19 protein-coding genes, 1 tRNA gene and 1 pseudogene are annotated in these 26,931 nt (G+C 45.1%); 2 read left to right on the forward strand and 19 right to left on the reverse strand.

Annotated elements, in window-relative coordinates; all coding sequences use genetic code 11:
• Positions 1 to 221: 221 nt before the first annotated feature.
• The 12 genes from rpsO to PGQ38_RS08410 all read right to left on the reverse strand — a co-directional run bounded on the left by rpsO (position 222) and on the right by PGQ38_RS08410 (position 12,065).
• Positions 222 to 488, reverse strand: coding sequence for a 30S ribosomal protein S15 (gene rpsO, locus PGQ38_RS08355; protein ID WP_148462347.1), 267 nt, complete (start codon positions 486 to 488; stop codon positions 222 to 224).
• Positions 489 to 700: 212 nt separating this feature from the next.
• Complete coding sequence (locus PGQ38_RS08360; protein WP_270431301.1) at positions 701 to 1,600, reverse strand: bifunctional riboflavin kinase/FAD synthetase; 900 nt, start codon at positions 1,598 to 1,600, stop codon at positions 701 to 703.
• A 72-nt stretch (positions 1,601 to 1,672) separates the two neighbouring features.
• The gene (gene truB / locus PGQ38_RS08365; RefSeq protein WP_270431304.1) at positions 1,673 to 2,563 is read right to left on the reverse strand and encodes a tRNA pseudouridine(55) synthase TruB; all 891 of its coding nucleotides are present in this window, start codon (positions 2,561 to 2,563) and stop codon (positions 1,673 to 1,675) included.
• A complete protein-coding gene (locus PGQ38_RS08370; RefSeq protein WP_118578678.1) occupies positions 2,563 to 3,525 on the reverse strand; it encodes a DHH family phosphoesterase in 963 nt (320 codons plus the stop codon). The genes truB and PGQ38_RS08370 overlap by 1 nt, the downstream gene beginning before the upstream one ends.
• A 17-nt stretch (positions 3,526 to 3,542) precedes the next feature.
• Positions 3,543 to 3,965: a 30S ribosome-binding factor RbfA gene (rbfA, locus tag PGQ38_RS08375; protein WP_118578680.1), complete on the reverse strand. Its 423-nt coding sequence runs from the start codon at positions 3,963 to 3,965 to the stop codon at positions 3,543 to 3,545.
• Positions 3,966 to 4,056: 91 nt separating this feature from the next.
• Positions 4,057 to 6,999, reverse strand: coding sequence for a translation initiation factor IF-2 (infB, locus tag PGQ38_RS08380; protein ID WP_270431306.1), 2,943 nt, complete (start codon positions 6,997 to 6,999; stop codon positions 4,057 to 4,059).
• Between the two features lie 160 nt (positions 7,000 to 7,159).
• Complete coding sequence (locus PGQ38_RS08385) at positions 7,160 to 7,480, reverse strand: L7Ae/L30e/S12e/Gadd45 family ribosomal protein (protein WP_118578684.1); 321 nt, start codon at positions 7,478 to 7,480, stop codon at positions 7,160 to 7,162.
• Positions 7,470 to 7,745, reverse strand: a complete 276-nt coding sequence (gene rnpM, locus PGQ38_RS08390; protein ID WP_173716346.1) for an RNase P modulator RnpM — start codon at positions 7,743 to 7,745, stop codon at positions 7,470 to 7,472. The genes PGQ38_RS08385 and rnpM overlap by 11 nt, the downstream gene beginning before the upstream one ends.
• Positions 7,729 to 8,937, reverse strand: coding sequence for a transcription termination factor NusA (nusA, locus tag PGQ38_RS08395; RefSeq protein WP_118578762.1), 1,209 nt, complete (start codon positions 8,935 to 8,937; stop codon positions 7,729 to 7,731). The genes rnpM and nusA overlap by 17 nt, the downstream gene beginning before the upstream one ends.
• 148 nt (positions 8,938 to 9,085) lie before the next feature.
• Positions 9,086 to 9,550, reverse strand: coding sequence for a ribosome maturation factor RimP (locus PGQ38_RS08400; protein ID WP_118578686.1), 465 nt, complete (start codon positions 9,548 to 9,550; stop codon positions 9,086 to 9,088).
• Between the two features lie 84 nt (positions 9,551 to 9,634).
• On the reverse strand, positions 9,635 to 9,808 hold the full coding sequence (locus PGQ38_RS08405) for a hypothetical protein (protein WP_187565629.1): 174 nt from the start codon (positions 9,806 to 9,808) through the stop codon (positions 9,635 to 9,637).
• A gap of 10 nt (positions 9,809 to 9,818) precedes the next feature.
• Positions 9,819 to 12,065: a DNA gyrase/topoisomerase IV subunit A gene (locus PGQ38_RS08410; RefSeq protein WP_195379396.1), complete on the reverse strand. Its 2,247-nt coding sequence runs from the start codon at positions 12,063 to 12,065 to the stop codon at positions 9,819 to 9,821.
• A gap of 32 nt (positions 12,066 to 12,097) precedes the next feature.
• Here PGQ38_RS08410 and PGQ38_RS20560 point away from each other — a divergent pair.
• A pseudogene (locus PGQ38_RS20560) lies at positions 12,098 to 12,178 on the forward strand (DUF6783 domain-containing protein); the annotation flags it as partial.
• A 105-nt stretch (positions 12,179 to 12,283) separates the two neighbouring features.
• Here the strand turns inward: PGQ38_RS20560 and PGQ38_RS08415 are convergent.
• The gene (locus PGQ38_RS08415) at positions 12,284 to 14,209 is read right to left on the reverse strand and encodes a DNA gyrase/topoisomerase IV subunit B (protein ID WP_204454448.1); all 1,926 of its coding nucleotides are present in this window, start codon (positions 14,207 to 14,209) and stop codon (positions 12,284 to 12,286) included.
• 432 nt (positions 14,210 to 14,641) lie between these two features.
• Between PGQ38_RS08415 and PGQ38_RS08420 the strand changes: the two genes are divergently transcribed.
• Positions 14,642 to 14,713, forward strand: a tRNA-Glu gene (locus PGQ38_RS08420).
• A gap of 163 nt (positions 14,714 to 14,876) precedes the next feature.
• Here PGQ38_RS08420 and PGQ38_RS08425 read toward each other — a convergent pair.
• The 6 genes from PGQ38_RS08425 to PGQ38_RS08450 all read right to left on the reverse strand — a co-directional run bounded on the left by PGQ38_RS08425 (position 14,877) and on the right by PGQ38_RS08450 (position 26,883).
• Positions 14,877 to 18,830: an Ig-like domain-containing protein gene (locus tag PGQ38_RS08425; RefSeq protein ID WP_204454447.1), complete on the reverse strand. Its 3,954-nt coding sequence runs from the start codon at positions 18,828 to 18,830 to the stop codon at positions 14,877 to 14,879.
• 191 nt (positions 18,831 to 19,021) lie between these two features.
• The gene (locus PGQ38_RS08430; protein ID WP_204454446.1) at positions 19,022 to 21,181 is read right to left on the reverse strand and encodes an RNA degradosome polyphosphate kinase; all 2,160 of its coding nucleotides are present in this window, start codon (positions 21,179 to 21,181) and stop codon (positions 19,022 to 19,024) included.
• Between the two features lie 11 nt (positions 21,182 to 21,192).
• Positions 21,193 to 22,728 carry a Ppx/GppA phosphatase family protein gene (locus PGQ38_RS08435; protein ID WP_148462372.1) on the reverse strand — a complete coding sequence of 512 codons (1,536 nt, stop codon included), beginning with the start codon at positions 22,726 to 22,728 and terminating at the stop codon, positions 21,193 to 21,195.
• Positions 22,729 to 22,796: 68 nt separating this feature from the next.
• Complete coding sequence (locus tag PGQ38_RS08440; protein WP_195408958.1) at positions 22,797 to 24,107, reverse strand: ATP-binding protein; 1,311 nt, start codon at positions 24,105 to 24,107, stop codon at positions 22,797 to 22,799.
• Between the two features lie 223 nt (positions 24,108 to 24,330).
• Positions 24,331 to 25,461, reverse strand: coding sequence for a prephenate dehydratase (gene pheA / locus PGQ38_RS08445; protein WP_148462375.1), 1,131 nt, complete (start codon positions 25,459 to 25,461; stop codon positions 24,331 to 24,333).
• 129 nt (positions 25,462 to 25,590) lie between these two features.
• A complete protein-coding gene (locus PGQ38_RS08450) occupies positions 25,591 to 26,883 on the reverse strand; it encodes a bifunctional folylpolyglutamate synthase/dihydrofolate synthase (protein WP_118578698.1) in 1,293 nt (430 codons plus the stop codon).
• Between the last annotated feature and the right edge of the window lie 48 nt (positions 26,884 to 26,931).

Genomic DNA, 26,931 nt, shown 5'->3' on the forward strand with positions numbered 1-26,931 from the left:
AAACACATTTGATATTGCTGTAGACAGGTTTCTTCAAATGTCCTTTTCAGAAGTCTCGGAAATCTTTATCTGTCAGGTCGCCCTTACAGACAATAGTGCCTCTATTGTGACACTTGTCACTATCCACAAAAGCTCCGGTAGGAAGCTTGTCTGTGAACAATCATAACTTTCCTTACATCTTAAAATAGGGCGGATGGATATCCGCCCCTTCCGCATACTAATTATTTTCTTAAACCTAATTTCTCAATCAGTGCACGGTATCTTTCGATGTCTGTTTTCTTTAAGTAAGCTAACAGTCCACGTCTCTGACCTACCATTTTCAGCAGACCACGTCTGGAATGATGATCCTTGTGGTTGTTCTGTAAATGCTCAGTAAGCTCCTGGATTCTTGCAGTAAGAACAGCCACCTGTACCTCTGGTGAACCAGTATCTCCCTCACATCTTGCATACTCTTTCATAATTGCTGTTTTCTTTTCTTTTGAAATCATCTTGATTTCCTCCTTATTATTCTTAATGGTCTCCCATGCAGGTATTCCTGTGGGGACGTAATCGCCGCATATTAAGAGACGGTCGGAGTGTCCAACCCCTGAATATGGGCTGTCTGATATGTGAACGCAAGGACTAAACCTGCTCACACCTTGCCTAGTATAGCATACCCGCCAAATTCTGTAAACTGTTTTTTTCGTTTTTCTTCCCGATATTATTTCTCAGTTTTCTCAAAATATCTCCGGCCATCCTCTGCATCCGCCAGAAGTCTGCTCTTCAGCGCCTCAAGAGAGGGAAATTTCCGTTCCGACCTCAAAAACTTTTTGAAATCCACCCGGCATTCCTCTCCATAGAGATCTTCCTTACAGTCAAAAAGATAGGTTTCCACCCCTATAAAGCTCTCACCAACCGTAGGCTTACAGCCAATGTTGGTAATTCCGTGGTATATCTTATCCCCGAAATAAGAGCTTGTCACATACACACCGTTTGGCGGCAGGATCTTGGTCCTGGGAGGCACGAGATTGGTAGTGGGAAGCAGAACCTTATGTCCCATTCCCCTGCCATGTACCACCTTGCCTTCCACAAAATAATCCCTTCCCATAAGGGAAGTGACTTTCTCCATATTTCCTTTTTTCAGTTCTTCTCTGATATAGGTACTGCTGATCTTCCTGTGTCCATCCATTTCTTTGGAAAGGATTTCCACATCAAAGCCATACTTTTCTCCAAATTCCATAAGAAGCCGGGGCGTACCCTTCCGCTCGAAGCCAAACCGGTTGTCCTCTCCCACTACTACGTAGGATGCCCCAAGATCTCCCATAAGAATCTCTTTTATAAAATTCTCAGCCTTCATATGCCGGATCCTGTCATTTAACTGGCATTCTACCAGCACATCCACGCCAAGCTTTTCAAGAAGGGAAACCCGTTCCTGGCTGGTAAGGATCATATTGCTGGAAGCATCAATGGCAAAAAGGACAGCCTGTTCTCCAAGTGTCTTCCGCTCCCTGATCTTCTCAACCAGTTTCCTGTGGCCACGGTGGATCCCGTCAAATTTTCCCATTGTTACTGCACAGTTGGCAAGTTTTGGAAACTCACCCTCTATCTTCAGGTATTCCATAATCTCTCCTGTCAAACCAGTTTATGCCTGATTGGTAACTGTTCAGCACCTGCTGAATCGTCACTTTATTATTCAGAACATTTTCACCGGATAATATTTCTTCTTCCCTGCATCCCACTGAAAAATACCTGTAAAAGTTCCGTCACTGGCGTACATGCGCACCCAGCCCTCTTTGTGCTGGGGACGAACCAGATTGTCGGACAGCGGATTTCCATTTGCCAGAAGCCTGTCCCCGTAAGAATCCGCATAAAGAGCGGGATAATCAGCCAGAACCTTCTCCACCGGATCGATCATATCCTGGACGGTTCCATCTGCCACAGCAGCTTCCACCTGGGCAAGTGTATGACTCTCAGAGAGAGAATACCGACCAACCCTTGACCGGAGCAGTTCTTCCATACAGCCGCCACAGCCAAGCTTCTCGCCAATATCATGGCACAAGGTGCGGATATAGGTTCCCTTACTGCAGGTCACTCTTATTTTCACCAGCGGAAGATGAAATTCCAGAGGCTCTATCTCGTAGAAACACACTGGCCTGGCTTTTCGCTCAACCGTTTTGCCCTCTCTAGCCAGCTCGTAAAGTTTCTTTCCATTTACCTTCAGAGCAGAATACATAGGCGGAACCTGAAGCTGCTCCCCTACAAAGCTTTTCAGTACTTTTCGCACTTCCTCCTCGGTCACATTCACCGGACGCTCTTCCAGAACTGTTCCGGACATATCCTGAGTATCCGTGTCGATTCCCAGATGAAGCACTGCCTCATACGTTTTTTCCTTATCTGTAAGAAGATCCACCAGCTTGGTGCCTTTTCCAAGAGCTACCGGCAAAACACCGGTAGCATCCGGGTCAAGAGTCCCTGTATGTCCTATTTTTTTCATATGGAGAATTCCCCGAAGCTTGGCTACCACATCATGGGAGGTAAAGCCTTTTTCCTTGTGAATTACAATGATTCCCTGAAAATCTGCCATTACTTATCCTGTCCTAAAAGCTGTTTTTCGATCTGCTCTGAAATATTATTGATAACGTCGTACATGGAACCGGCCAGATCGCAGCCTGCTGCTTTCACATGTCCGCCTCCTCCGAAATAGGAAGCGATCTTGCTTACATCTACAGAACCGTTGGAACGGAGTGATACCTTGAATACCTGGCTTTCATGCTCGTAAATAAACATTGCCACTTCCACACCTTTCGTAAGACGGAGCTGGCTTACGATTCCATCCAGGTCTGACGGCTTTACCCCATAGAAATCCATGTCTCTCAGCTTCATGTAGCCAACGATACATTTGCCATCCAGAAGCATAATGCTCTCTGCCAGAACACGTCCCATGACCTGATTCTGAATGTAGCTTTTCTGATAGAAGGATTCGTCAATAATATTGGAAAAATCAACGCCTTTTTCCATCAGGTCACCGGCAATACGCATGGTGTCCGGAGATGTGGAGGAATACTGGAATACACCTGTATCGTGGATCATTCCGGTATAAATAGCAGTTGCAATATCCAGATTGATTTTTTCTTTGTCAAGAAGCTTATACAGAACCTCGCTGGCAGAGCTGATCTCACCATGTACGTGGTTCACATCTGCAAATCCCGGATTGCTCACATGATGGTCAATGCAGACGGTCTTTTTCGCAGAAGCGAAATAATCAGCCGCTACTGCCAGACGGTCAGGAGCGCTTACATCGCAGGTCACAAAAAGATCATACTCTCTGGGCTCACCTGCTTCATAATGTACCTCATCCATGCATGCAATATGTCCGAATACCGGCTTCGGCTTCTCCAGATAGATATCTGCCTTGATTTCAGGATACCATTTCTTTATATACAGATAAAGTGCCATGCAGGAACCTACACAGTCACCATCCGGGCGAACATGTCCCCCAATTCCCATGGTCTTTACGCCATCCAGAATTTCTTCGATTCTCTCCATTCCCTTCACCTCGATTTTTACTCTTCGTCTTCAGTTTCTGCTGTATCCTGTTTTTCCCCGTCCTCACTCTCAGTGCCCTTCGAATGGTCGTGTTCGATCACGTCATCAATGAGTCTGGACATATTTACGCCATATTCAATGGACTCATCCAGAATGAAGCGGATTTCCGGCGTATTGCGAAGATTCAGGTTCTTCGCAAGCTGACGGCGGATATAGCCTTCTGCACTTTTCAGCCCTTTAATTGTGGACTGCTTGGATTCCTCGCTGCCAAGGACACTGATAAATGCCTTGCAGGTCTTAAGATCCGGTGCAACCTCCACAGCCATGACAGATGTCATGGGATGGATGCGGGGATCCTTGATCTCACCGCGGATAATGTTGCTCAGTTCTTTCTGAACTTCTGCATTGATCCTTGTATTTTTAATGCTGTTTTTTCTCATTTTTTGGTCTCCTATATGAGTGCAGGCTCTGGACAACGGAAAATTGGGGGCAATGAGCTTGCCCCCAACTGACACCTGCGATTACTACGCTCTAGCGCGGCACCTCAACCATAATATATGCTTCAACTTTATCTTCTTCTTTAACGTCATTGAAATCCTGGAATACAAGACCACACTCATAGCCTGCACGAACTTCTTTGACATCATCTTTAAATCTCTTAAGGGAAGCCAGCTCACCTTCGTAGATCTGCTCCTCGTCTCTGGTGATGCGTACCTTGCATCCTCTCTGGAAGGTACCGTCAAGCACATAGCTTCCTGCGATAGTACCGATACCGGAAGCCTTGAACAGCTGACGAACCTCTGCATGACCGATTACCTTCTCCTCAAATACCGGATCCAGCATACCCTTCATGGCAGCTTCCACGTCCTCAATTGCCTGGTAGATAACACGGTACAGACGAAGGTCAACGCCTTCCTGCTCTGCCAGCTGTTTCGCTGTGGTATCAGGACGAACGTTAAATCCGATGATGATCGCATTTGATGTAGCAGCAAGGCTGACATCAGACTCATTGACAGCACCAACGCCGCCATGGATCACTCTTACAACAACCTCCTCATTGGAAAGTTTTACAAGACTCTGTTTTACAGCCTCTACAGAACCCTGCACATCGGCTTTGACAATAATCGGGAGCTCCTTAAGGTCGCTTGCCTGAATCTGGTCAAACAGATTATCCAGGGAAAGTTTACCCTTAGTTTCCTCAAGAAGACGGTTCTTATTCTCGGAAACAAATGCTGCTGCAAAATTCTTAGCCTCTTTATCATTCTCAAAGGACATAAGAACCTCTCCGGCATTCGGAACATCGCCAAGACCAAGGATCTCTACAGGAGTAGACGGACCAGCCTGTTTTACACGGCGTCCCTTATCATCCATCATGGCACGTACTTTACCATTGCATGCTCCGGCTGCGATAAAATCTCCAACATGAAGAGTACCCTTCTGTACAAGGATCGTAGCAACCGGTCCTTTGCCTTTATCCAGCTGAGCCTCGATCACAAGACCTCTTGCTGCACGGTTCGGGTTTGCCTTCAGCTCAGAAACCTCTGCTGTTAAAAGGATCATTTCAAGAAGATCATCAATGCCCTCTCCTGTCTTGGCAGATACCGGAACGAACGGAGTTGTACCGCCCCAGTCCTCAGGAATCAGCTCATACTCGGAAAGCTCCTGTTTTACACGTTCAATGTTTGCACTTGGCTTATCGATCTTGTTGATGGCAACGATGATCTCAACACCAGCAGCCTTTGCATGGCTGATAGCTTCTACTGTCTGTGGCATAACACCATCATCAGCTGCAACTACAAGAACAGCGATATCTGTGGAGTTTGCTCCACGCATACGCATGGCAGTGAATGCCTCATGTCCCGGTGTATCAAGGAAAGTGATCTTCTGCCCGTTAATATCAACTACATAAGCACCGATATGCTGTGTGATTCCACCAGCCTCGCCTCTTGTTACGTTTGTCTTACGGATTGCATCCAGAAGAGAAGTTTTACCATGGTCAACGTGTCCCATTACACAGACTACCGGTGGTCTTGAAACCATTGTGGATTCATCTTCCTCTTCCTCTTTCAAAAGTTCCTCAATTACATCTACTTTTTCTTCTTTTTCTGCAATAATGTCAAATCCAAGAGCAATCTCTTCTGCCTGCTCGAAATCGATCTCGTGGTTTACCGTTACCATCTGACCTTCCATGAACAGCTTCTTAACAATTGCAGATGGCTGCATCTTCATCGCTTCTGCAAGCTCGCGGATGGTAAGCTTCTCCGGAATTGTGATCTCCTTGATCTCCGGTTTCTTCTCTTCCTGTTTCTGCTGCGGAGCAGGTTTCTGAAGTGCTTTCGGGATTCTGGACATCTGGTTTCTGCCGCCCTGGTTTGGTCTGTGTCCGCCACCTGATGTCTTATCGAAATCTTTCTTTTTATTCTTGTTCTCTCTGTCACGCTCACGCTTGCTGTCCTTTGATGTCTTGGTCAGCTCTGGTGTAAAGATTGCGTCAGATCCGCCGCCGCTTCTTCTTGCACCGCCAGAGCGCGGTCCACCCTGGTGGTTCTGTCCGCCAAAGCGTCCTTCACTACGGTTATCTCCGTCTTTTCCTCCGAAACGTCCCTGACCGCCCTGTGGTCTTCCCTGGCCAAATCTGCTGCCATTTCCATTTCCGTTTCCATTTCTATTGTCTCTGTTGTCACCGCCCTGACGGAATCCACGTCCGTTTCCATCACCCTGGCGCGGTCCTCTGTTCTGGGAGTCTCCCTGTCTTACAGGTCTTCCCTGACCATCATTATTTCTGTTTCCGCGGAATCCGCCCTGGCCGCCCTGTGGTCTTCCCTGGCCGAATCTGCCTCCGTTCCCATTTCTGTCACCACGATTGTTATCCCCGCGATTATTGTCGCGGCCTTCGCCCTGACGGAAATTACGGTTGCCCTGGCCATTTCCCTGACGCTGCTGGCCGTCGTTTCTGTTCTGCTGTGCAGCTGGTCTCTGGGATTCTGTCCTTGGAGCTTCTGCTTTCGGTGCAGCCTGAACCGGTTTTGCAGGCTCTGTCTTCGGTGCACTTACCGGTGCGCTCTTTGGTGCTGTCTCAGCTTTTGGTGCTTCTGCCTTTGGTGCTTCTGTCTTAGGAGCTTCTGGCTTCGGTGCTGCCTTTACAGGTGCCTCTGCTTTCGCTGCCGGCTGTGCCTGTGCTGCAGGACGTGTGCCCTGTGGACGTGGCTTTCTCTCTCCAGCTGGTTTCTTTCTGTTCTTCCCGCCGTCACTTGCATTCTGTGCATGATATACGCGGATAATATTTTTTTTCTTCTTCGGTGCCTCTGCACCGTCGCCTTCTTTCTTTACTGACACTTTCTGCTCTTCTGTCTTAGGAGTCTCCAATGTTATTCCTTTCTCCTTTCCCGTATCTATAACTTTTTTCACTCTGTTTTTATTCTCTCTGTTTTGCTTATTTCTGTCTTTGGCAGGCTCATGTGAATTTATCACCATATGCCATTCTCCCTTCACCAGTACGAGTCAGGATACGCTTTCACAAGTTTTCCGCAGCTCGTATTATCAAAAATCATTTCCCGGGAACATTTAAAAGCATTCCCCGGAACGCTTTTTCCTCTTTGGTTCAGGTCGTTTTCTCAGACAACAGTGGTATGCTCTAGAGCTCCTTCCCCTCATCCTGCAGCACCTTCCTAATAGCTTCTGCAAAATTCCAGTCCTGTACAGCCAGGCTGGCACGGAATTCCTTACCCATGGCATGCCCTAACGTTTCTTTATCTGAAAGGATATACAAGGGCACTTCGTAAAATTCACACATGTTCCGGAATTTCTTCTTGGTGTTATCCGAAGAATCCCCGGCTACGATTGCCAGATATCCTTTGCCGGTCTTAATGGATTTCTCAGTGGAAAACTCTCCGCTGACTGTCTTTCCGGCCTTTGTTGCAAGTCCGATCAGGGACAGCGCTTTATTATTCTTCAATACTATCAAACTCCTTCTCAAGGCTATCATAAACCTCATCCGGGATAGCTGCTTTCAAAGAACGCTCCAGTCCGTGATTCTTTCTGGCTTTCTCCAGGCACTCACGGCTCTTGCAGATGTAGGCTCCGCGACCGTTTTTCCTGCCTGTAGCATCCAGAATGATCTCATCCTCTGCGGTTTTCAACACCCTGATCATTTCTTTTTTATTCTTCATTTCTCTGCAGCCAGTACACTGGCGCATGGGAATTTTATTCTTCGTCTTCATTCTCTACCGCATCCTCAGTCTCTTCAGACTCTTCACCGGCAGCTGTTTCTTCGCTATCCTGAGAAATTTCTTCTGTAGCGGACTCCTCAGACTCTTCGTACTCGTCATCCTCATAGTACTCATCGTCATCCTCGTCATAATCATAGAAGTCGCCGGACTCTCTTGCCTGGGTTTCACTCTTGATATCAATCTTAAATCCAGTCAGACGTGCTGCAAGACGTGCATTCTGTCCTTCTTTACCGATTGCAAGGGAAAGCTGGTAATCCGGAACCACAACAAGTGCAGTCTTCTCATCCGGATCTGCCATAACAGCGATTACCTTCGCCGGGCTTAATGCATTCTCGATCAGGATTGCAGGATTCTCATCCCAGTTGATGATATCAATCTTCTCACCGCGAAGCTCATTTACAATCGCACTTACACGGGCACCATTTACACCAACACATGCTCCAACCGGATCTACATCAGGATCGTTGCTCCATACTGCCAGCTTGGTACGGGAACCTGCCTCACGGGCAATGCTCTTGATCTCAACAGTTCCGTCCTTCACCTCAGCAACCTCAGACTCAAAGAGGCGTTTTACAAGGCCAGGATGTGTTCTGGAAACAAGGATACGAGGTCCCTTCGGTGTATCCTTTACCTCAAGAATATACACTTTGATTCTCTCAGTAGGCTTGAAGGTCTCACCCTTCACCTGCTCATTCTCAGCAAGGATCGCATCTGCCTTGCCAAGATTTACGCTTACATTATGTCCTACCACACGCTGTACAATGCCGGTAACAACTTCTTTCTCATTGCCGTGATACTGGTCAAACAGAACTTTTCGCTCTTCCTCACGGATTTTCTGAAGGATTACGTTCTTTGCATTCTGTGTTGCAATACGGCCAAATTTGTCAGAGTGAACCGGTACCTTCAGGATATCGCCAACCTCTGCATTGGTATTCTGCTTCTGTGCTTCTACAAGAGAAACCTCTTCAGCAGGATCTTCTACGAATTCTACAACCCGGCGGTCTGCATATACACTGAAATCGCCTGTTTCTCTGTTAATGGTAACATGTACATTGTCAGCTTTTCCAAAATGATTCTTGTATGCCTGGATCAGGGACTGCTCAATGGCATCCAGCAAAGTTTCCTTGCTGATATTTTTCTCGCGTTCCAGTTCGTCCAGAGCACCCATTAACTCCTTGTTCATTTTTCTTATTTCCTCCTTTTTGCTTTCCAGCATAATCGCTTATTTCTTAAATCGGACATGTCGCCGACTGGCAGCATCTTCCTATATGAAAGTCAGCTGTTCCGCGCCTGTGGTACTCCCACAGCTGCGTCCGGACTTTCATGGTAACTCAAAAATCAATCGCCAGACGCACCAGTGCAATGTCTTTCTTATCGAAAGTGCGAGGAGTTCCCTCCTCATCAATGGTCACACTGTTATTATCATATGCTGTCAGTTCACCACAAAATTCTTTCTGTTTCTCGATTGGCCGGTAGGTTCTGATTTCTACCAGTTTGCCAATGCTTCTGGCAAAATCTTTTTCTTTCTTCAGAGGTCTGTCAAGTCCCGGAGAACTGATCTCCATGATGTAGCTGTCCTCGATGAAATCATCTTCGTCAAGCCTGTCGCTGAAAGCCCTGCTTACTGTCTCGCAGTCATTCACTGTGATTCCGCCTGGTTTGTCAATGTAGCCGCGAAGATACCAGTTTCCTGCTTCCTTGACATATTCCACATCTACCAGTTCGAATCCATTGCTTTCTACGATCGGAGATAACAATGCTTCTGCTTTCTGTTCATACTCTTCTTTTCTGCTCATTTTTCCCACCTGCCTCTCTATCCTTATCATCAAAAAGAGTGGGCTCACGCCCACTCCTTTGTCAACAAGTTCTGATTTCTTGTATCATTCTAACACCTTTAAATCCAAATTGCAAGGGCTTTTTCTTATAAATGCCCATTTTACAATGGTTTTAACCCATTTTAACAGTATTGTTAAGCTTGTTTCACAAGCAACAGCTTTTACTTTCAGCTCTTTTGAGCTTCTGCTGCACAACCTGTATAACAGCCTTTTCTTCATAATCTGCTGCTTAAATTCTGGGTTTCATACCCTTGGTATCACGTTTGGCCAGCTTTACCTTGTTCAATGCATACGGCTTGTCGTGATACTGGATGGTGTACTCCTGTCTCGGTTCCACCAGATAGGCATGTTCAAGAACATCCCCGTCCCCCAGCTTCATTCCTCTTACACCAACAGAGGTCTTCTTCATAGTAGAAACATCCGTTTTCAGAATACGTAGGAAATAGCCATTCTGACTCTGAAATACTATCTGTTCCATTTCATCTGCCGGACCTACAAAGATCAACTGATCCTCTTCTCCAAGCTTGGTAGATGCAATCGTTCTCTTTGCCACATCGAATTCCTCACCTGCAACAAGCTTGCACATGGAGGTCTTAGTCACGAACAACAGAGTAGATAATTTCACCTGCCCTGCAGGTGCCACATAAAGGATCTGCTCCTGGCTGCTGTCGTAGTTACTCAGATTATCAGCCGGAGTTCCCTTGTCACGGAAACGCACCAGTGGAATGTCTGCCACTTTGATGGAATGCATGCGTCCCATATCTGTGAAAATGCAGATCTTATCTGTATTCATACAGGTAAAAATAAATTTATTCTCTGCATGGGCAGCCTCTTTGTTTCTCTCATAAGCATTCTTATCAATAAGGCGCATATAGCCGAATCGGTCCATAAGGAAACAGACCTCTGTCTCTTCCATCTTCTTTTCTTCGTAAACTGCCTCTTCTGCGTTCTCGATCACAGTTCTTCTCTTAGTGCTGTATTCTTTTTTGATTCCGTCAAGTTCTTCAATAATCACTTCACACATGGAATCATAGTTGTTCAGAATATCTTCATAAGAAGCAATATTTTTCATAGTCTGGTCATACTCTGCCTGAAGAGCCTCAATTTCCAGTCCGATCAGACGGTACAGACGCATTTCCAGAATGGCTGTAGCCTGATTCTCCGTAAATTTCAGATTCTTTGCAGCTTTCTCACTGGCTTTTGACTTGAATTTGATTCCCTCTGTGATACCCTCTACCAGACACTTCTTAACCTGGTCACGGCTCTTGCTGCCTCGAAGGATCTCAATGATCAGATCGATTACATCACAGGCTTTGATAAGGCCTTCCTGGATTTCCTTTTTCTCAAGCTCTTTTCCCAGAAGAGTCTTGTACTTGCGGGTAGTCACCTCGAACACAAAATCCACATGGTGCTCTATCACCTGCTTCAGGCTTAAGGTTTCCGGACGTCCATCTGCAACAGCCAGCATATTGACTCCGAAAGTGTCTTCCAGTCTGGTTTTCTTGTAGAGCATGTTGGTGAGATTCTCTACATCTGCATCCTTTTTCAGTTCCAGTACAATACGGATTCCTTCCTTGGAGGACTGGTTGGAAATATCCACAATATCTGTGGTTTTCTTGGTTTCTACAAGGGAGGCTACGTCGTTAAGGAATTTTCCAATATTGGCACCGATCATGGTGTACGGAATCTCGGTGATCACCAGCTGCTGGCGGCCGCCTTTTACTTTTTCCACTTCCACTTTACCGCGGAGACGAAGCTTGCCGCTTCCGGTCTCATAAATATTCAGAAGATCATCTTTATTTACAACCAGACCGCCTGTAGGAAAATCCGGTCCTTTCAGATAACGCATCAGGCCTTTCACACTGATGTCGTTGTTCTTTATATAAGCTTTCACCGCATCCACAACCTCCCCAAGGTTATGAGGCGGAATGCTGGTGGCCATACCTACGGCGATACCATCTGCACCGTTTACCAGAAGGTTGGGAATCTTCACCGGAAGCACCTGAGGCTCCTTCTCTGTCTCGTCGAAGTTTGGCATAAAGTCTACTACATTTTTGTCAAGATCTGCCAGAAAAACCTCCTGGGTCAGTTTCTCCAGTCTTGCCTCTGTATATCGCATGGCAGCGGCGCCGTCTCCCTCAATGGAGCCGAAGTTTCCGTGGCCGTCTACCAGGGTTTTGCCCTTCTTGAAATCCTGTGCCATTACAACCAGTGCTTCATAAATAGAGCTGTCCCCGTGAGGGTGGTATTTACCCATGGTATCTCCAACGATACGGGCGCACTTACGATATGGACGGTCGTAACGAATCCCAAGCTCGTACATATCATACAGGGTTCTTCGCTGTACCGGCTTCAGACCATCGCGGACATCCGGAAGTGCCCTGGAAATGATAACGCTCATGGCATAATCTATATAGGATTTTTGCATCACGTCTGCATAGTCCGTGGCAATTACATTCTCCTGCTTTGTTTCCATAATCTGTTTTCCTTTCAAACACACTCTGGAGCGTGTTTAAAAAAGCATTCCCGCAATCTCCCACAAATTGTGACGTACATCTTGCAGAAAGCATTTTTCAAACACGCTCTAAGTTAAAATCTGAGGTTCTCCTCTTGCAAAATACTCTTCTATGTTATGTTCAGACCATATTCTGCTTTTTCGTCCGAAAAATCCTGCTCTTTCGGATTTCAGCCTTCTTAAATATCCAGTTCTGCATCAGTTGCATGCTCGTAAATAAATGCCTTTCTTGGCGGCACATCGCTTCCCATCAGGATCTCTGTCACGCTGGAAGCCATACGGGCATCCTCAATTTCTACCCGCTTCATTCTCCGAGTTTCCGGATTTAAGGTTGTCTCCCAAAGCTGCTGGGCATCCATCTCTCCAAGACCCTTGTATCTCTGGAGGGTAAAGCTTCCCGGCTTGTGACTGCGGCGGTATTTCTCCAGTGCCTTATCATCATACAGGTACTCTTCGGCACCTTTCTTCGGCATTACTTTGTAAAGAGGGGGCATGGCAATATAAACATGTCCCTCGTAGATCAGTTCCGGCATAAAACGATAGAATAAAGTAAGTAAAAGTGTGGAAATATGAGCACCATCCACATCCGCATCGGCCATAATCACAATCTTGTCGTAACGAAGTTTAGTGATATCAAAGTCATTTCCATAGCCTTCGGAAAATCCGCATCCAAATGCATTGATCATCGTCTTAATCTCTGCGTTTGCAAGCACCTTGTCAATGGTGGCTTTCTCCACATTCAGGATCTTACCGCGGATCGGAAGGATTGCCTGGTAATTACGATCTCTGGCAGTCTTTGCAGAGCCACCAGCGGAATCTCCCTCTACGATAAAGATTTCACAAAGTGAAGGATCTTTTTTCTCGCAGTTGGCAAGCTTTCCATTGGAATCGAAGGAATATTTCTGCTTGGTGAGAAGGTTGGTCTTGGCACGCTCCTCTGTCTTACGAATCTTGGCAGCTTTTTCCGCACAGGACAAAATGGTCTTCAAGGTTTCTAGGTTTCGGTCAAAATAGAGTACCAGCTGCTCAGACATTACTTTTCCCGTGGCACGGGCTGCATCCTGATTGTCCAGCTTGGTCTTGGTCTGCCCCTCAAAGCGTGGCTCCGGGTGCTTGATGGAAACAACCGCTGTCATTCCATTACGGATATCCGCTCCTGTGAAATTAGCATCTTTTTCCTTCAGAATACCGATCTCACGGGCGTAAGTATTCATCACCGTTGTAAAGGTTGTTTTAAATCCGGTAAGATGAGTGCCGCCTTCTGCATTGTAAATATTATTGCAGAAGCCAAGTACGTTCTCACGGAATTCGTTGGTGTACTGAAATGCTACTTCTACCTGGATTCCGTCAGCTTCTCCTTTCAGATAAATCGGTTCGTGGAGAGCTTCGGAATTGTGATTCAGGTCTTTGATATATCCCACGATTCCATCTGGCTCATGATAAGTAATATCTTCAGGCGTATCACCACGAAGATCCATGAAATGAATGGTAAGGTTGGGATTCAGGTATGCAGTCTCATGGAGACGGCTCTTTACTTCTGTGGATGAAAATCTTGTTTTCTCAAAAATCTCCGGGTCTGGAAGAAAATTTACGCAGGTTCCGGTCTGTCTGGTCCTGCCAAGTCTGGGGAGAAGACCCTCTTCCAGTTCAATCGTAGGGATACCTCTCTCGTAGTGATCGTGATGTACAAATCCGTCACGGCTGATCTTAATATCCAGATATGTGGACAGGGCATTTACAACGGAAGAACCAACGCCATGAAGTCCACCGCTTGTCTTATAAGCAGAGTTGTCAAATTTACCGCCTGCATGAAGGGTGGTAAATACAAGACGCTCTGCGGATACCCCTTTCGCATGCATATCTACCGGTATTCCTCGTCCATTATCGGTGACCGTACAGGAACCGTCTTTCTCCAATGTTACTTCAATATTAGAACAGTAACCGGCCAGATGTTCATCTACCGCATTGTCCACGATCTCATAGATCAGGTGGTTCAGGCCTTTTCTGGATACGCTTCCGATGTACATTCCCGGACGTTTCCGAACAGCTTCCAATCCTTCCAGGACAGAAATACTACCCGCGTCGTAAGTGTCTTTCTTTGCCATGGTGTTAATTCCTTTCTTACTATCATCAGACTCTGCTGTCCCATATTATTGCATCCAGTGTACTGACAGGATTGTTCGAGAAATCAACTTGTAAGTGCACGAAACAACTGCTCATTTCATTTACAGCTCTACATTTCATGATGCACTGTCTGGGCTTCAGCATTTATTCCAATGGTTGTGAAAAGCGGACAGTATGTCCGCTTTCTTTCCATTCTTATCTTCTGTTCAAACATTCGTTCTATATCATACCCCAGTTTATGGTATTTTTGCAAGTAAAATTTGGGTTTTCTACTTTGTTCAAATTTTTTTTGACACCGCAACCCCGCTTATTTCCTGGCTTTTTTCGGAGTTTTTCAATTTTTCGCAAAAAAAATAAAAAAAGTGCTTGCATTCTCCTGCAAAGTAAGATATACTAAGCGAGTCGGTTGACAAGGCCAGTTGGTCAAGGGGTTAAGACGTCGCCCTCTCACGGCGAAAACACGAGTTCGATTCTCGTACTGGCTGCTAGAAACTTCCGAAGTGATTCGGAAGTTTTTTTTGTTGTTTGAATATATTCCTGCCTGGGTTATGCCTTCTCTTTTTGTGCAAAAAGACGCCGCAAAGCGACTTTTTTCGTCAACCTTGCGGCGTCTGGATTCAGACCTTAGGCAGTCAGAATCTTAATTTTTTACTGAAAATCCTCGAACGCAAGTGCATCGGCGTCAGCTTCTGCATTTTCTTCTGTGCTTTCCTCGAAGCCACCCTCTGCTGTGAAGCCATCCGCTTCTGGAGCAGTTTCGCTTTCTTCTACGAAGCTTTCGTCACCAAATGTGGCTGCTTCGGTGTCGGCTGCTGTGGTTTCGTTGGCGAAGCCATCGGATTCTGGTAAGGAAAGTTCATCCTCATCATAATCAGATATGTATGTTACTTTAAATGTAATCGAGAAATTATCACCTTCATACTGACTCAGTTCGAAGTAATAGGTCTCTCCACCTTCCAGGTAAACATCTTCCAAATAACCATTAGCATTATGCTCAACATACTTTGAATCTCTGTACACATAAATATCTACATTACTATACCAGGAGTCTCTTGTAGTGTTTGTATTTCTTAAATCATAATAGCCTGATTTCTCCGGTACAAATGTGAAATACTGAACGGAATCCCGATCAAGGGAAACAGTGTATTCCTTATCGCACTCAACAACAGGTGCCTCATACTTCAGATACTTAACAGAATAAACCTCCGTTACATTAACCCTCTTATTTGTCATTGTAACGCCAATTATGTTACCTTGTTCATCTTTTTGAAGTTCTGCAACTTTATTTTCATCATCGGATTCAACGATCATATCCTGCAAGCTCTCTGCTGTTCCCATCACTGTAATCGTCTTCTCATCCATGTCCAGTGTATATTGCAGAATTCCTGCACCGTAAATCCGGTCAGGTGTTGTAACCCTTGTGTCTGTAATATAGTTTACAATGTAACTGTACGTTTTATCTCCGCATGTCATTATGACTTCTGCATCATAATCATATGCTTCTGTATCTGTATTTACCGTATAAGTAATATTATCAGCAGTTTTTATTGTAAAGTCATGATTGGAATTTTCAAGGAAATAAATGTTAATCATTCCACTTTTACTCCAACTACTAACCTCTGCACGTGTCACCATAGGACCTGTAATATCTTCCGGACTAATTCTGAAAAGATCACTATAATCAAGCTGATAATATACTTTCCAGATTCTGGCAGCGCCACTTATAGAATCTGTAACAGTAATTCTCTTTACATACTCTTCTCCTGTTACATCTTCGATCTGAGTATTGAAGTTTTCATTGTCGCCTCTCCAGAATGTAACAGTAAGCTCTCCAAGAGTTTCACTCTTTCCAGATATAGTTATGCCTGTTTCAAGATCATATTCACCTTCATTGCGACTGGAATAATTGGCATAAACGCCATCAACCATTACCTCTTCTATAGAGCCAAAATGATTAATGATCTCTAACACGTCATCTAATTTTGAAATCATTTCCTTCATTTCTTCTGAAGTATTCAATTTCTCAGCCTCAGAAAGCAATGCCAGCATATTTGTCTTATATTCATTATCTACAAGAACATTTGCATAGTCCGTTAACATGTCAATTTTCCGCTGTAATGAAGCTTTCAACACTTCCTCTTCAGACATACCAACAGTACTGCTTCCGTCATCTGGCCAGTAACCAACTGTATTAACACTGGTTACTCTGCCTGTAACAGAATCATAATCGCATACATGCCACAGATTTCCAGACTGACCTGTCGGTACACTAAACGTATTCAGAAGGGTGCTTCCCCTGTAAACCGTAACAATCGCACCAGACTTATCAGACATATTCTTGCTCTCTTCATCTGACTGATCTGAAAAATCATAAATGTAGAAACGATAGGTTCCTGCGGTCTGTTTGTAAATGGTTGTTGTCTCTGGTCCTTCCCAGGTCGTATCATCTACATCCAGATCTGCATATTTTACATAACTGTCTTCGCCATCATATTCTCCGTATGTCTCATCACTGTAATAAGTATGGAAGTTTCCGATTCCCTTTGCTCTCGGTCCTACCAGATGGGAATCCAGGTCAGACGGTGCACCAGACTCTTCATCACCCCATCTTAAGACGAAACGGATCTGGTCATCATTGATGATTCTTGTAACAGAGAAAGTCTTGGTTATAGTCTGTCCAGCTGTTACAGTTACACTAAACGGTGCTGCTACAATTTCAGATTTCGCATCAGCAGATACTACCTGAATGGTATAGGAGCCAATCGGAAGCTCTTCAATTGCACATTTTCCGTTTGCAGAAGCCTCTACTGCAATCTCTTTCAAAATGTTACCGGATACGTTATTTGCTCCTTCACGAATCTCCAGGGCAACTGCATAATCAATAGCATCTCCGGTTGCTGCATCTACAAGAGTAAGTTCAATATTACCAGTTGCATCATCTTCACCTGCAACAAGTTCTACCTGTTCGTTGCTGAATGCATTTTCATAAGCACTTGTGATTTCTACAGTCTGAAGTACTGTGCGATATCCTTCCGCCTTCACTACAAACCAGTAATTTCCCCATTCTGCTTCAAACGCGTATGTTCCATCTTCAGTGGTATCTGCTACTTTATTTTCTTCTGTCAGGTACTGGGAAACATTTCCTTTGTTGATTCCTGCCGCATAGTTTAACAGGTATACAGAAGCACCAGCAAACGGTGCCTTGTCCTCTGCCGTTACTACTTTACCACTTACAGAAACCTTATTAACTTTTACAGTTTCATCTTTCTCTGCCACTACAGTATCCAGAATCTTACCAGAATCAGAATCTTTTACCGGTACTTTTCCAAGACCCTTTACATCTGGAATGTTGGCTGCATCTGATACGGTCGCAGTTGTATTTTCTGCACCTGCATTCAGAGTCAGTTCAACCTTGCTCTCAGCTTTCAGGTTCAGGTTCTGGCTGGTGGAAATAGTACTTCCGCCTGCTGAAGCCGTACTGGTAACAGGGATTGCTGCTGCGGTGTTTTTGCCGGATACATTTACATCTGCCTTTGTGGACAGGGTAAGTTCGGATACAGTTCCGTTATTTACCAGATCAAGCTTTGGTGCTTCGGACTCACCTTTGTTTATTTCGATGTTTGCGCTTGCGCCTTCATCAATTGCCACACGTCCGGTTGCCGCCTGGAATATAATGTTATTGCCAGTTGCTTTCTCAATAAAGGTATTGGATGCAATTGCTTTGATTACAATTTCTTTGAAATTACCATTGTTGACAACTTCGCCGTTTGGTGCATTTACTACAAGTGTTAAATCAGACTTGTCTTCCTTTGGAATTTCAAAGCTGCTTGCTCCGCTCTGCTCAATTACTACTTCTTTCAGATCCGGATTAGAAGAAGCGAGTGCTGCATTCAGTTCAGCCTGAGTGGAAACCACCTGCTGAGTAATTGGAGTAGGGGTTGGAGTTGCAGTTGGTGCTGGTGTCGCAGTCGGCACTGGAGTCGCAGTCGGTGCCGGGGTTGCAGTTGGCGCCGGAGTTGCGGTTGGTGCCGGAGTCGCAGTTGGCACTGGAGTTGCGGTTGGTGCCGGGGTTGCAGTTGGTGCTACGCTGACAGTTACTGTGCATTTGTAGCTTTTTCCATTCGCAGCCTTAAATGTAACGGTACATTTTCCTGTCTTTTTACCTGTGATCACACCTTTTTTGGTAACAGTCGCAACTTTCTTATTACTGCTGGATACAGATTTGATCTTTGTTCCATTCAGCTTTACAGTTGCTTTTGAGCCAACTGTTACATTCAGCTTTTTCTGGCTCAGAGCCGGTGCTTTTACCGTAATCTTACAGGTATAGGTCTTCTTTCCTACTTTGGCTTTGATCGTAGCCTTACCTTTTTTCACTGCGGTAACTTTACCTTTGCTTACTTTTGCTACTTTTGCATTTGAGCTGGACCATTTTGCTTTTTTGCTGGTTCCTGTAACCTTGAGTGTAACTTTTTGGCCTGGATACAGGGTTGCTTTTGCCTTATTCATTTTTACGGCTGCTGCCTGAACCGAAAGACTCATAGTCAGCACCATAACAACCATAAGCAAAAGTGCAGAAAGCTTTTTCCACATTTTCTTACTCATAATGCTCCTCCTTCGTTAAATTTTTTCAGTTTACCGCGATAAACTGGACTAATTTAATAATAAAATATTCTTTCTTCTATTTCAAGTACATTTTGGTTAAATTTTGCAGACAAAAGAAGGAAGCCTCCATATTGCAATCTCACATCACAATACAGCGGCTTTCCTTATTTTTCCTAATTCACTTTAAATTCTTACTCTTCCACATCCTCAGCCGGTTCTGCCGGGATGAAGACTCTGGAATTTTCATGTTTCTCTTTTTTCTTTAACGCTTCTGCTTTCTCAGTGGCTTCCCTGCAGAATTCCATCTGGGAATTGATCAGAAGCTTGCCTCTCTTGTCCTGCTTCTCGTAAGTTCCATCAGGCTGAAGAATATGGGCTTTTACATTATCACGGAACTCCAGATCCAGAACATGCTTGATCTCATTCTTGATCTGATCGTCCTCAACCGGGAAAACAATCTCCACACGGCGGTCTAGGTTACGAGGCATCCAGTCCGCGCTTCCCATATAAATCTCGTCGCTGCCATTATTGTGGAAATAGAAGATACGGCTGTGCTCCAGGAAGTTTCCTACAATGGAACGTACATGGATATTCTCGCTCACACCCGGGATTCCCACTTTCAGACAGCAGATGCCTCGGATCAGCAGGTAAATCTGCACGCCACAGGAAGATGCATGATAAAGAGCTGCAATGATCTTCGGATCACAAAGAGAGTTCATCTTCGCTACGATCATAGCCGGCATTCCTTTCTTCGCGTGCTCTGCCTCTCTCTCGATCAGCTTCAGGAAACGATCCTTCATCCAGATTGGTGCCACGATTAGACGATTCCAGTTCTTCGGCTCAGAATATCCGGAAAGCATGTTAAACACTGCAGTTGCATCCTCGCCGAAGCGCTCGTCACAGGTAAAAATGCCGCAGTCTGTATAAAGCTTTGCAGTGGAGTCGTTATAGTTACCAGTTGCCAGATGAACATAACGGCGGATTCCGGTGTCCTCACGGCGAACCACCAAAGTAATCTTACTGTGTGTTTTCAGACCAACCAGACCATAAATAACATGGCAGCCTGCTTTTTCCAGCATTTTTGCCCACACAATATTATGTTCCTCGTCAAAACGTGCCTTCAGCTCTACCAGAACAGAAACCTGTTTACCATTCTCCGCTGCCTGGGCAAGTGCTGCAATGATCGGGGAATTTCCGCTGACACGGTACAACGTCTGCTTAATCGCCAGCACATCCGGATCCTTTGCCGCCTGGCGTACAAAATTTACAACCGGGTCAAAGCTCATATATGGGTGGTGTAAGAATACATCGCCCTCACGGATCACCTGAAAAATATCCTTGCTGGTATCTGCAAATGCAGGCACCACAGCAGGGGTATATTTCGGCTCTTTGTACTGCTCAAAGCCATCCTGTCCATAAACCTTCATCAGCATGGTAAGATCCAGTGGTCCGTTAATATAGAAAATATCCTCTTCTTTAATGTCAAATTCCTTTTTCAGAATGCCAAGAAGTCTGGAGTCCGTTTTATCCTCCACTTCCAGGCGGATCACCTCACCCCACTGGCGCTTCTTCAGCTGCTTCTGGATTTCCACCAGAAGATCCTCCGCCCCATCCTCATCTATGGAAAGATCCGCATTTCTCATAATACGGTAAGGATGTGCACAAACCACATCATATCCAAGGAAAAGCTTGTCAATATTGCGCTCGATAATCTCCTCCAGAAGGATCACAGTAGTGTCCTCTTTATTCCCGGATGGAATGACAACCACACGCGGCAGTACAGCCGGCACCTGGACAGTGGCAAATACCAGTACATCCTTGCCCTTTTTCTTATCCTTCTTGGAAATCAAGGCGCCAATATTCAATGTCTTATTTCGAATCAACGGGAAAGGTCTGGAAGAATCCATTGCCATAGGGGTAAGAACCGGATAAACATTATCCTCGAAATAACGGTCCACATACTCCTGCTGTTCTTCGTTTAATTTCTCGTGCTCCATCACCAGATGAAGCCCCACCTTCTCAAGTGCCGGAAGAAGGGAACGGTTCAGAGTGCTGTACTGGGAGCGAACCAGCTCATGTGTCTGAACGCTGATCTCCTTCAGCTGCTCTCTTGGTCCCATTCCTGCAATATCTGTTTTCTCATAACCAGCATGAACCTGGTCTTTCAGGGAAGCCACACGAACCATGTAAAACTCATCCAGATTGGAAGATACAATGCTGGTAAATTTCAGTCTTTCAAACAATGGCAGACTTTTATCTCTTGCTTCTGAGAGAACACGGTCGTCAAACTTCAGCCAGCTCAACTCCCTGTTCACAAAATACTCCGGTTTTTCAAAATTTTTCAGATCCATTGTGCCCCTCCTCACACTTTTCTCTTACGTCTGAATACCAGACGGATACCAAATACCTCTTCAAAAAATTCAACTTTATCCATAAGAAGTCCAAGCTCCAGGGAGATATCCTGCTCAGAATCAACTGTAAGAAGCAGAGTTCTGTCCTTCAGCATAGCCTTCATATTCTTTACCTTCTGATAATGGCTGCGATCCATAGCATTTGCAATACGAAGGATTGCAGTCAGCTTGGCGATCAGAAGATATACGGAACGATCCATTCCGACCTCTCCTGCGATCTCGCTGTAATAAACAAATTCTGTGGTATTGTAGCGCACCGCATTTGCGATGATCTGACGTTCTTCTGTGGAAAGTCCGATGATCTCCGTAGCCATAATGATCTGATAGGAACACTCTGCCACATCTCCCATGCTGATATATTTGCCACAGTCATGAAGCTGCACTGCGATCTGAAGAAGCAGACGCTCTCTGTCTCCCATTCCGTGCACTTTCTTCATGCTGTCAAAAATCGCCAGGGCAAGGTCGGTAGTGCCCTTAATATGATCCTTTCCAGTAGAATAACGTTTGGCAATGTTTCTGGCTGCCACCAGAATATCATTTTCAAAATTATGTGCGCTCTTAATAAAATTCTTCTTTTCCCCGAAATCATAGGCAATGCCATCAAGAAGAGATACACCTGGCATCCAAAGCGCTTCTGCATTGAAAAGATCCATAAAATCTTTACAGATAACCATAGTTGGCACGATCAAAGCGGCATACTCCGGATCAATATCCATTTCCTCTGACAGTGAAGTCTCGGTCTTATAAACCGTATTCTCATACCGCTTCTCGAATTCAGCCCGTGTAATAATGTTATCCTGTCTCTCCTCACGGAAAATAGTCTCAGTAAGAAAATCCCCCATAAGGATCAAATTCTTTATCTCGCGGTCTTTCAGATAAAGACGCTTAAACCCGGTCAGGTCATTACGGATAAACTCCTCCACCAGCTGTGCATAATTCGTATTGGTTTTCTCCAGCTCCTTCAGACGTTGGCGGATACGCACGCTTCCCATTTTCAGGCTCTGGGTGGTTACAAGCGCATCTTTGTCAAACAGGGAAATCTGCAGGTTTCCACCGCCCACATCCAGAATAGCGGTTCCTTTCTGGATCATTTTCTTAAAGCCATTCTCAATGGCCGCAATAGATTTATAGCCCAGAAAATGCTGCTCGGCATTGCTTAAAACCTCCACATGAATTCCGGTTCTTCTGAAAATCTGTTCAATGATAATCAGCGGATTCTTCATCTCACGGAAAACACTTGTGGTACAGGCGCGGTAGTCTTTCACACCGTACTCTGCCATGATCCTCTTAAAGTCGTTAAGTACTTCACAAATAGTATCTACCTTATCCACTTCCATGGTTCCGCCGGAATATACCCCTACTCCAAGATTCAGACGATACCGGATATCGTCCACAGTCCGGAAACCACCCTTTTTGGAAAATTCAAAAATTTTCATGGTGATCTCATAAGAACTGATATCAATTGCCGCAAATGTGGTCACTGCCATACGTTTTTCCCTCCTGCCAAGGATTATTTCATTCCAGACATAAATTTCAGATAATCTCTGGTATTCTTTTACTGTTCCTCACTTGTTCCCAGAACATGATCAATAAACTGCTGCGCCGTTCTTCCAGTGAGACCGCCGTGAGAAAGCTCCCAGGCGTTTGCCTTCATCAGAAGCTCCTCTGCAGGCATTGTAACACCATAGCGCTCTGCAAGTGTAGTAACAATATTCTGGAATTCCTTCTTGTTGGGTGCACCGAAATAAATCCGCACGCCAAAACGGTAAACCAGGGAGAGCTTCTCCTGCACAGTATCGGAGGAATGCAGATCTTCATCGTCTGCCACCTCCAGCTTATCCCCGGATTTCTCCCGAACAAGATGACGTCTGTTGCTGGTTGCATAGATCAGAATATTGTCCGGTTTTTTCTCAAGGCCGCCCTCGATCACTGCTTTCAGATATTTATATTCGATTTCAAATTCCTCAAAGGAAAGATCATCCATATAAAGAATAAATTTGTAATTACGGTTTTTGATCTGTGCGATCACATCATTCAGATCCTGGAACTGGTGCTTGTACACCTCGATAATGCGAAGTCCTTCGTCATAATAACGGTTCAGGATACCTTTGATGCTGGAAGATTTACCAGTTCCTGCATCACCAAAAAGCAGGCAGTTGTTGGCCTTTCTTCCTCTTACAAAAGCCTCCGTGTTCTCGATCAGTTTCTGCTTGGGGATTTCATATCCAACCAGATCATCCAGATTCACATGGGCGATTCTGGTAATCGGTGCGATCACCGGCTTGCCATCCTTGCCATGCTCAATACGAAATGCCTTGTTCAATCCCAGCTTACCTACGCCGAAATCTTTGTAGAACTGCACCATATCTGCCATAAACTCTTCCACTGTAGAAGCCTCTGCCAGTGTTTTGCTCATATCACAGATTCTGTCGCAGATACGCTGGTTGTATACCTTGCTGTTGCATCCTGTATTCACATAATTACAGAGAAAATCAGCACAGTCTGTTCCAAACGCACTGTCAAAAACAGCAAGATCAAAGTCATAAAGTTCTTTGAAAATTCCAAAATCATGAAGAGCCAGATGGTTAATGCTTCCCTCCACTGCCCCTCTGATCTCGGAAGCGGTACTGAATGCATTCTCGTGATTGACCAGAAGCTGTGTCAGATAAGTGTGCCACAGATTCCCGGAAAACCCATACATTCCTGCCATTTCCACCAGGCTTCCTGCCATATGGAAAAATTCCTCTTTCCGATTCTCAAAGCCTTCTTCACCAGCCTCATAGCTGTTCATCAGTGATGTCATTATGTCCAGTACCTCACCGTTGTCGAAATTGCGGTAAAGGATACATTCTTCTGTTCTTGCCATTTTTGTTTCCTCTCAATTCCATGACGCATTTACGTGTCTCTTCTCCTTTTTGCCGTCCGCACAATTCATGGCAGCACACTTTCGGATATACAGACTCACGCACTCGCACCGTTTTTCATTCTACTTTTCTTATATTAAAAACAGATAAAATCTTCTTAAATTCTTTGGTTAATTTTAACAATAAATGAAATTGCTGCCACTCTCTGCCTTCGCAGCTATAATCTTAATAATTGCCCAGAATTTTCAAATAGCTAGTCTCTGCTTCCATGCCCCGCAATGCATTCTTTACCGCGCTGTCCCGCAGATTTCCCTCGAAGTCCACGAAGAAACGGTATTCCCAGGTTTTTCCCGGAATAGGCCGGGACTCGATCTTGGTCATATTCAGACCATTATAGATCATATGGGAAAGTACATTGTAAAGAGTTCCGCTTGCATGACGTGCCTCGAAGCATACACTGATCCTGGAGCTGTTATTCTCATAAACCGGTTTCTTTGCCAGAATAATAAATCTGGTCACATTGCTGTCATTTTTGCAGATATTCTCTGCCAGAACCTTCAGATTGTAAATCTCTCCGGCAGCCCTGCTGGCAATCGCTGCGTGAGTCTTATCCTGATCTGCGCTGACCTTTTTGGCCGCTGCGGCGGTGTTGGTTACTGCTGTGGTTTTCCAATCTCTATGCTCTTCCAGATATTCCTTACACTGGGCGAGCCCCTGAGGATGGGAATATACCCCGGCAATATCGGAAAGCTCAGCCTCCTGCAGGCCAAGCAGCACATGCTCAACCTTCAGAATCTGCTCTCCCACGATAAACAGATTATATTCTGTCAAAAGGTCATAAATATCTGTCACAATCCCAGCTGTGGAATTTTCAATAGGAAGGACTGCGTAATCTGCTCTTCCTGCTGCAACTTCTTCCATGGCATCCCGGAACAGCTTCACATGATAGCTCTTAATGTCTTCCTGAAAGTAGGCGCGCATGGCTCCATAGCTGTAGGCGCCCTCTACCCCCTGGAAAACAACAGTCACATTATTTCTGGGAAGCTGCTCCACCATTTGGAAGTCTTCCTTTTCTTTCGGACCATATTCGGTGAGAAGCTGATACTGACGCTTTCTGCTGATGGCCATGATCTGCTGAAAAAGCTCCTGGGCTCCAAGTTCGTTGAACTCACCGTGCGCTTTTTTCCTGATCTCTTCCAGTTTAGCATGCTCTCTCTCCGGATCCAGCACTTTCTTTCCGGTATGGATCTTATACTCTGCAACCTCCTCGCAGACCTTCATCCGCTTCTCAAAAAGTTCCACCATCTGATTGTCAATTTCATCTATTTTTCGTCTGCATTCCTGCAAATCTGTCATATTGTTTTCTCTCCAGTTTTTGTATTTAATCATGCAAATTCAGCTGCTGCACACTTCAATTTCCACAATGTACTGCCATTACCGTTCAATCCGTGACCAGTAACACGCTGCCATTTCAGTACCCGGCACTTATCCGACATATTCTTCCACCGCATTTGTAAGCGCTCCAATAAAGGAAAGTGAACCAAATGCCAGAATCACACTGTTCTCGTCATCTCCTGCACAGGAAAATGCCTTTTCTACAGCATCTTTTATACTTTTTGTACTCTCGGCACTGGAATTATATACCCTTGCCGCCTTCGCCAGTTCCTCTGCCGGCAGTGCACGGGGATTATCCGGTGTCTCTATGGTATAGATTTTTTCTGCAAAATGGGCTGTTTTTTCAAGGACAATCTTATATTCCTTGTCTGCAAAAACACCCATAATGTAGATCAGTTTTTTCCCATTAAAATAGTGGCGGACAGATTCTGCCATCTTGTCGGCTGCTCCGGCATTGTGAGCGCCGTCTACAATAAAAAGAGGCCTTTTATTGATAACCGTAAATCTTCCCTTCCAGCTTGTGTGGAGAAGACCGTCCTTCCGCTGTTCCATGGTAGTAGTCCAGCCAAGTCTGTCCAGTTCTTCAAGGGCGTTTAATGCCAGCACTGCATTTTCTTTCTGGTAAACACCGGCAAGGGAAATTGCAAATTCCTCTCCTTTATAAGAAAAGGTCTGACCGAATACGCTCTCTTTTTCCAAAACAGCCTCATCAGGGTCAGATACCACACAGGGTACATGAAGCTTTTTGCAGGTATCTGCAATCACCTGTGCCGCTTCCGGCTTCTGCTTTGTGGTCACAACCCGGCAGCCAGGTTTGATAATTCCCGCCTTCTTCTCTGCGATTTCTCCAAGGGTATTTCCAAGAAATGACATATGATCCATGCTGATGGAAACCAGCACAGCCAGTTTGGTATTCTTCACAATATTGGTGGCATCCAGATTGCCGCCCATTCCGGTCTCCAGAAGGACCAGATCACAATTTTCTTCCTTAAAATATAAAAACGCTGCTGCGGTCTCAATCTCAAAAGGGGTGGGATGATTCATGCCAACCGCTGTCATCTGATCAATTGACCTGGAAATTTCTGTCACATACTTTGCAAAATCTTCTCGTGAGATCTTCTCGCCGGCAATCTCAAGACGTTCTCTGTAAGAATAAAGAGTTGGGGATATGTATCTGCCCACTTTATAGCCTGCCCGGGTAAGGGTGGTGTATAAATAAGCAATCACGGAACCCTTTCCATTGGTTCCGGCTACGTGGACATAAGGAACTGCATCCTGAGGATTTCCAAGCCTGTCCAGCATTTCACGCATATTATCAAGTCCCAGCACGGAACCGTATTTCGCCGAATCATCGATATATGCACGGCATTCCTGATAGTTCATAATAAAAGCTCCTCGTTTATCAAATATCTTTTTCTCTCCATTATAACC

The organism is Blautia faecis, from assembly GCF_027662325.1.
Lineage (GTDB): Bacteria > Bacillota > Clostridia > Lachnospirales > Lachnospiraceae > Blautia_A > Blautia_A faecis.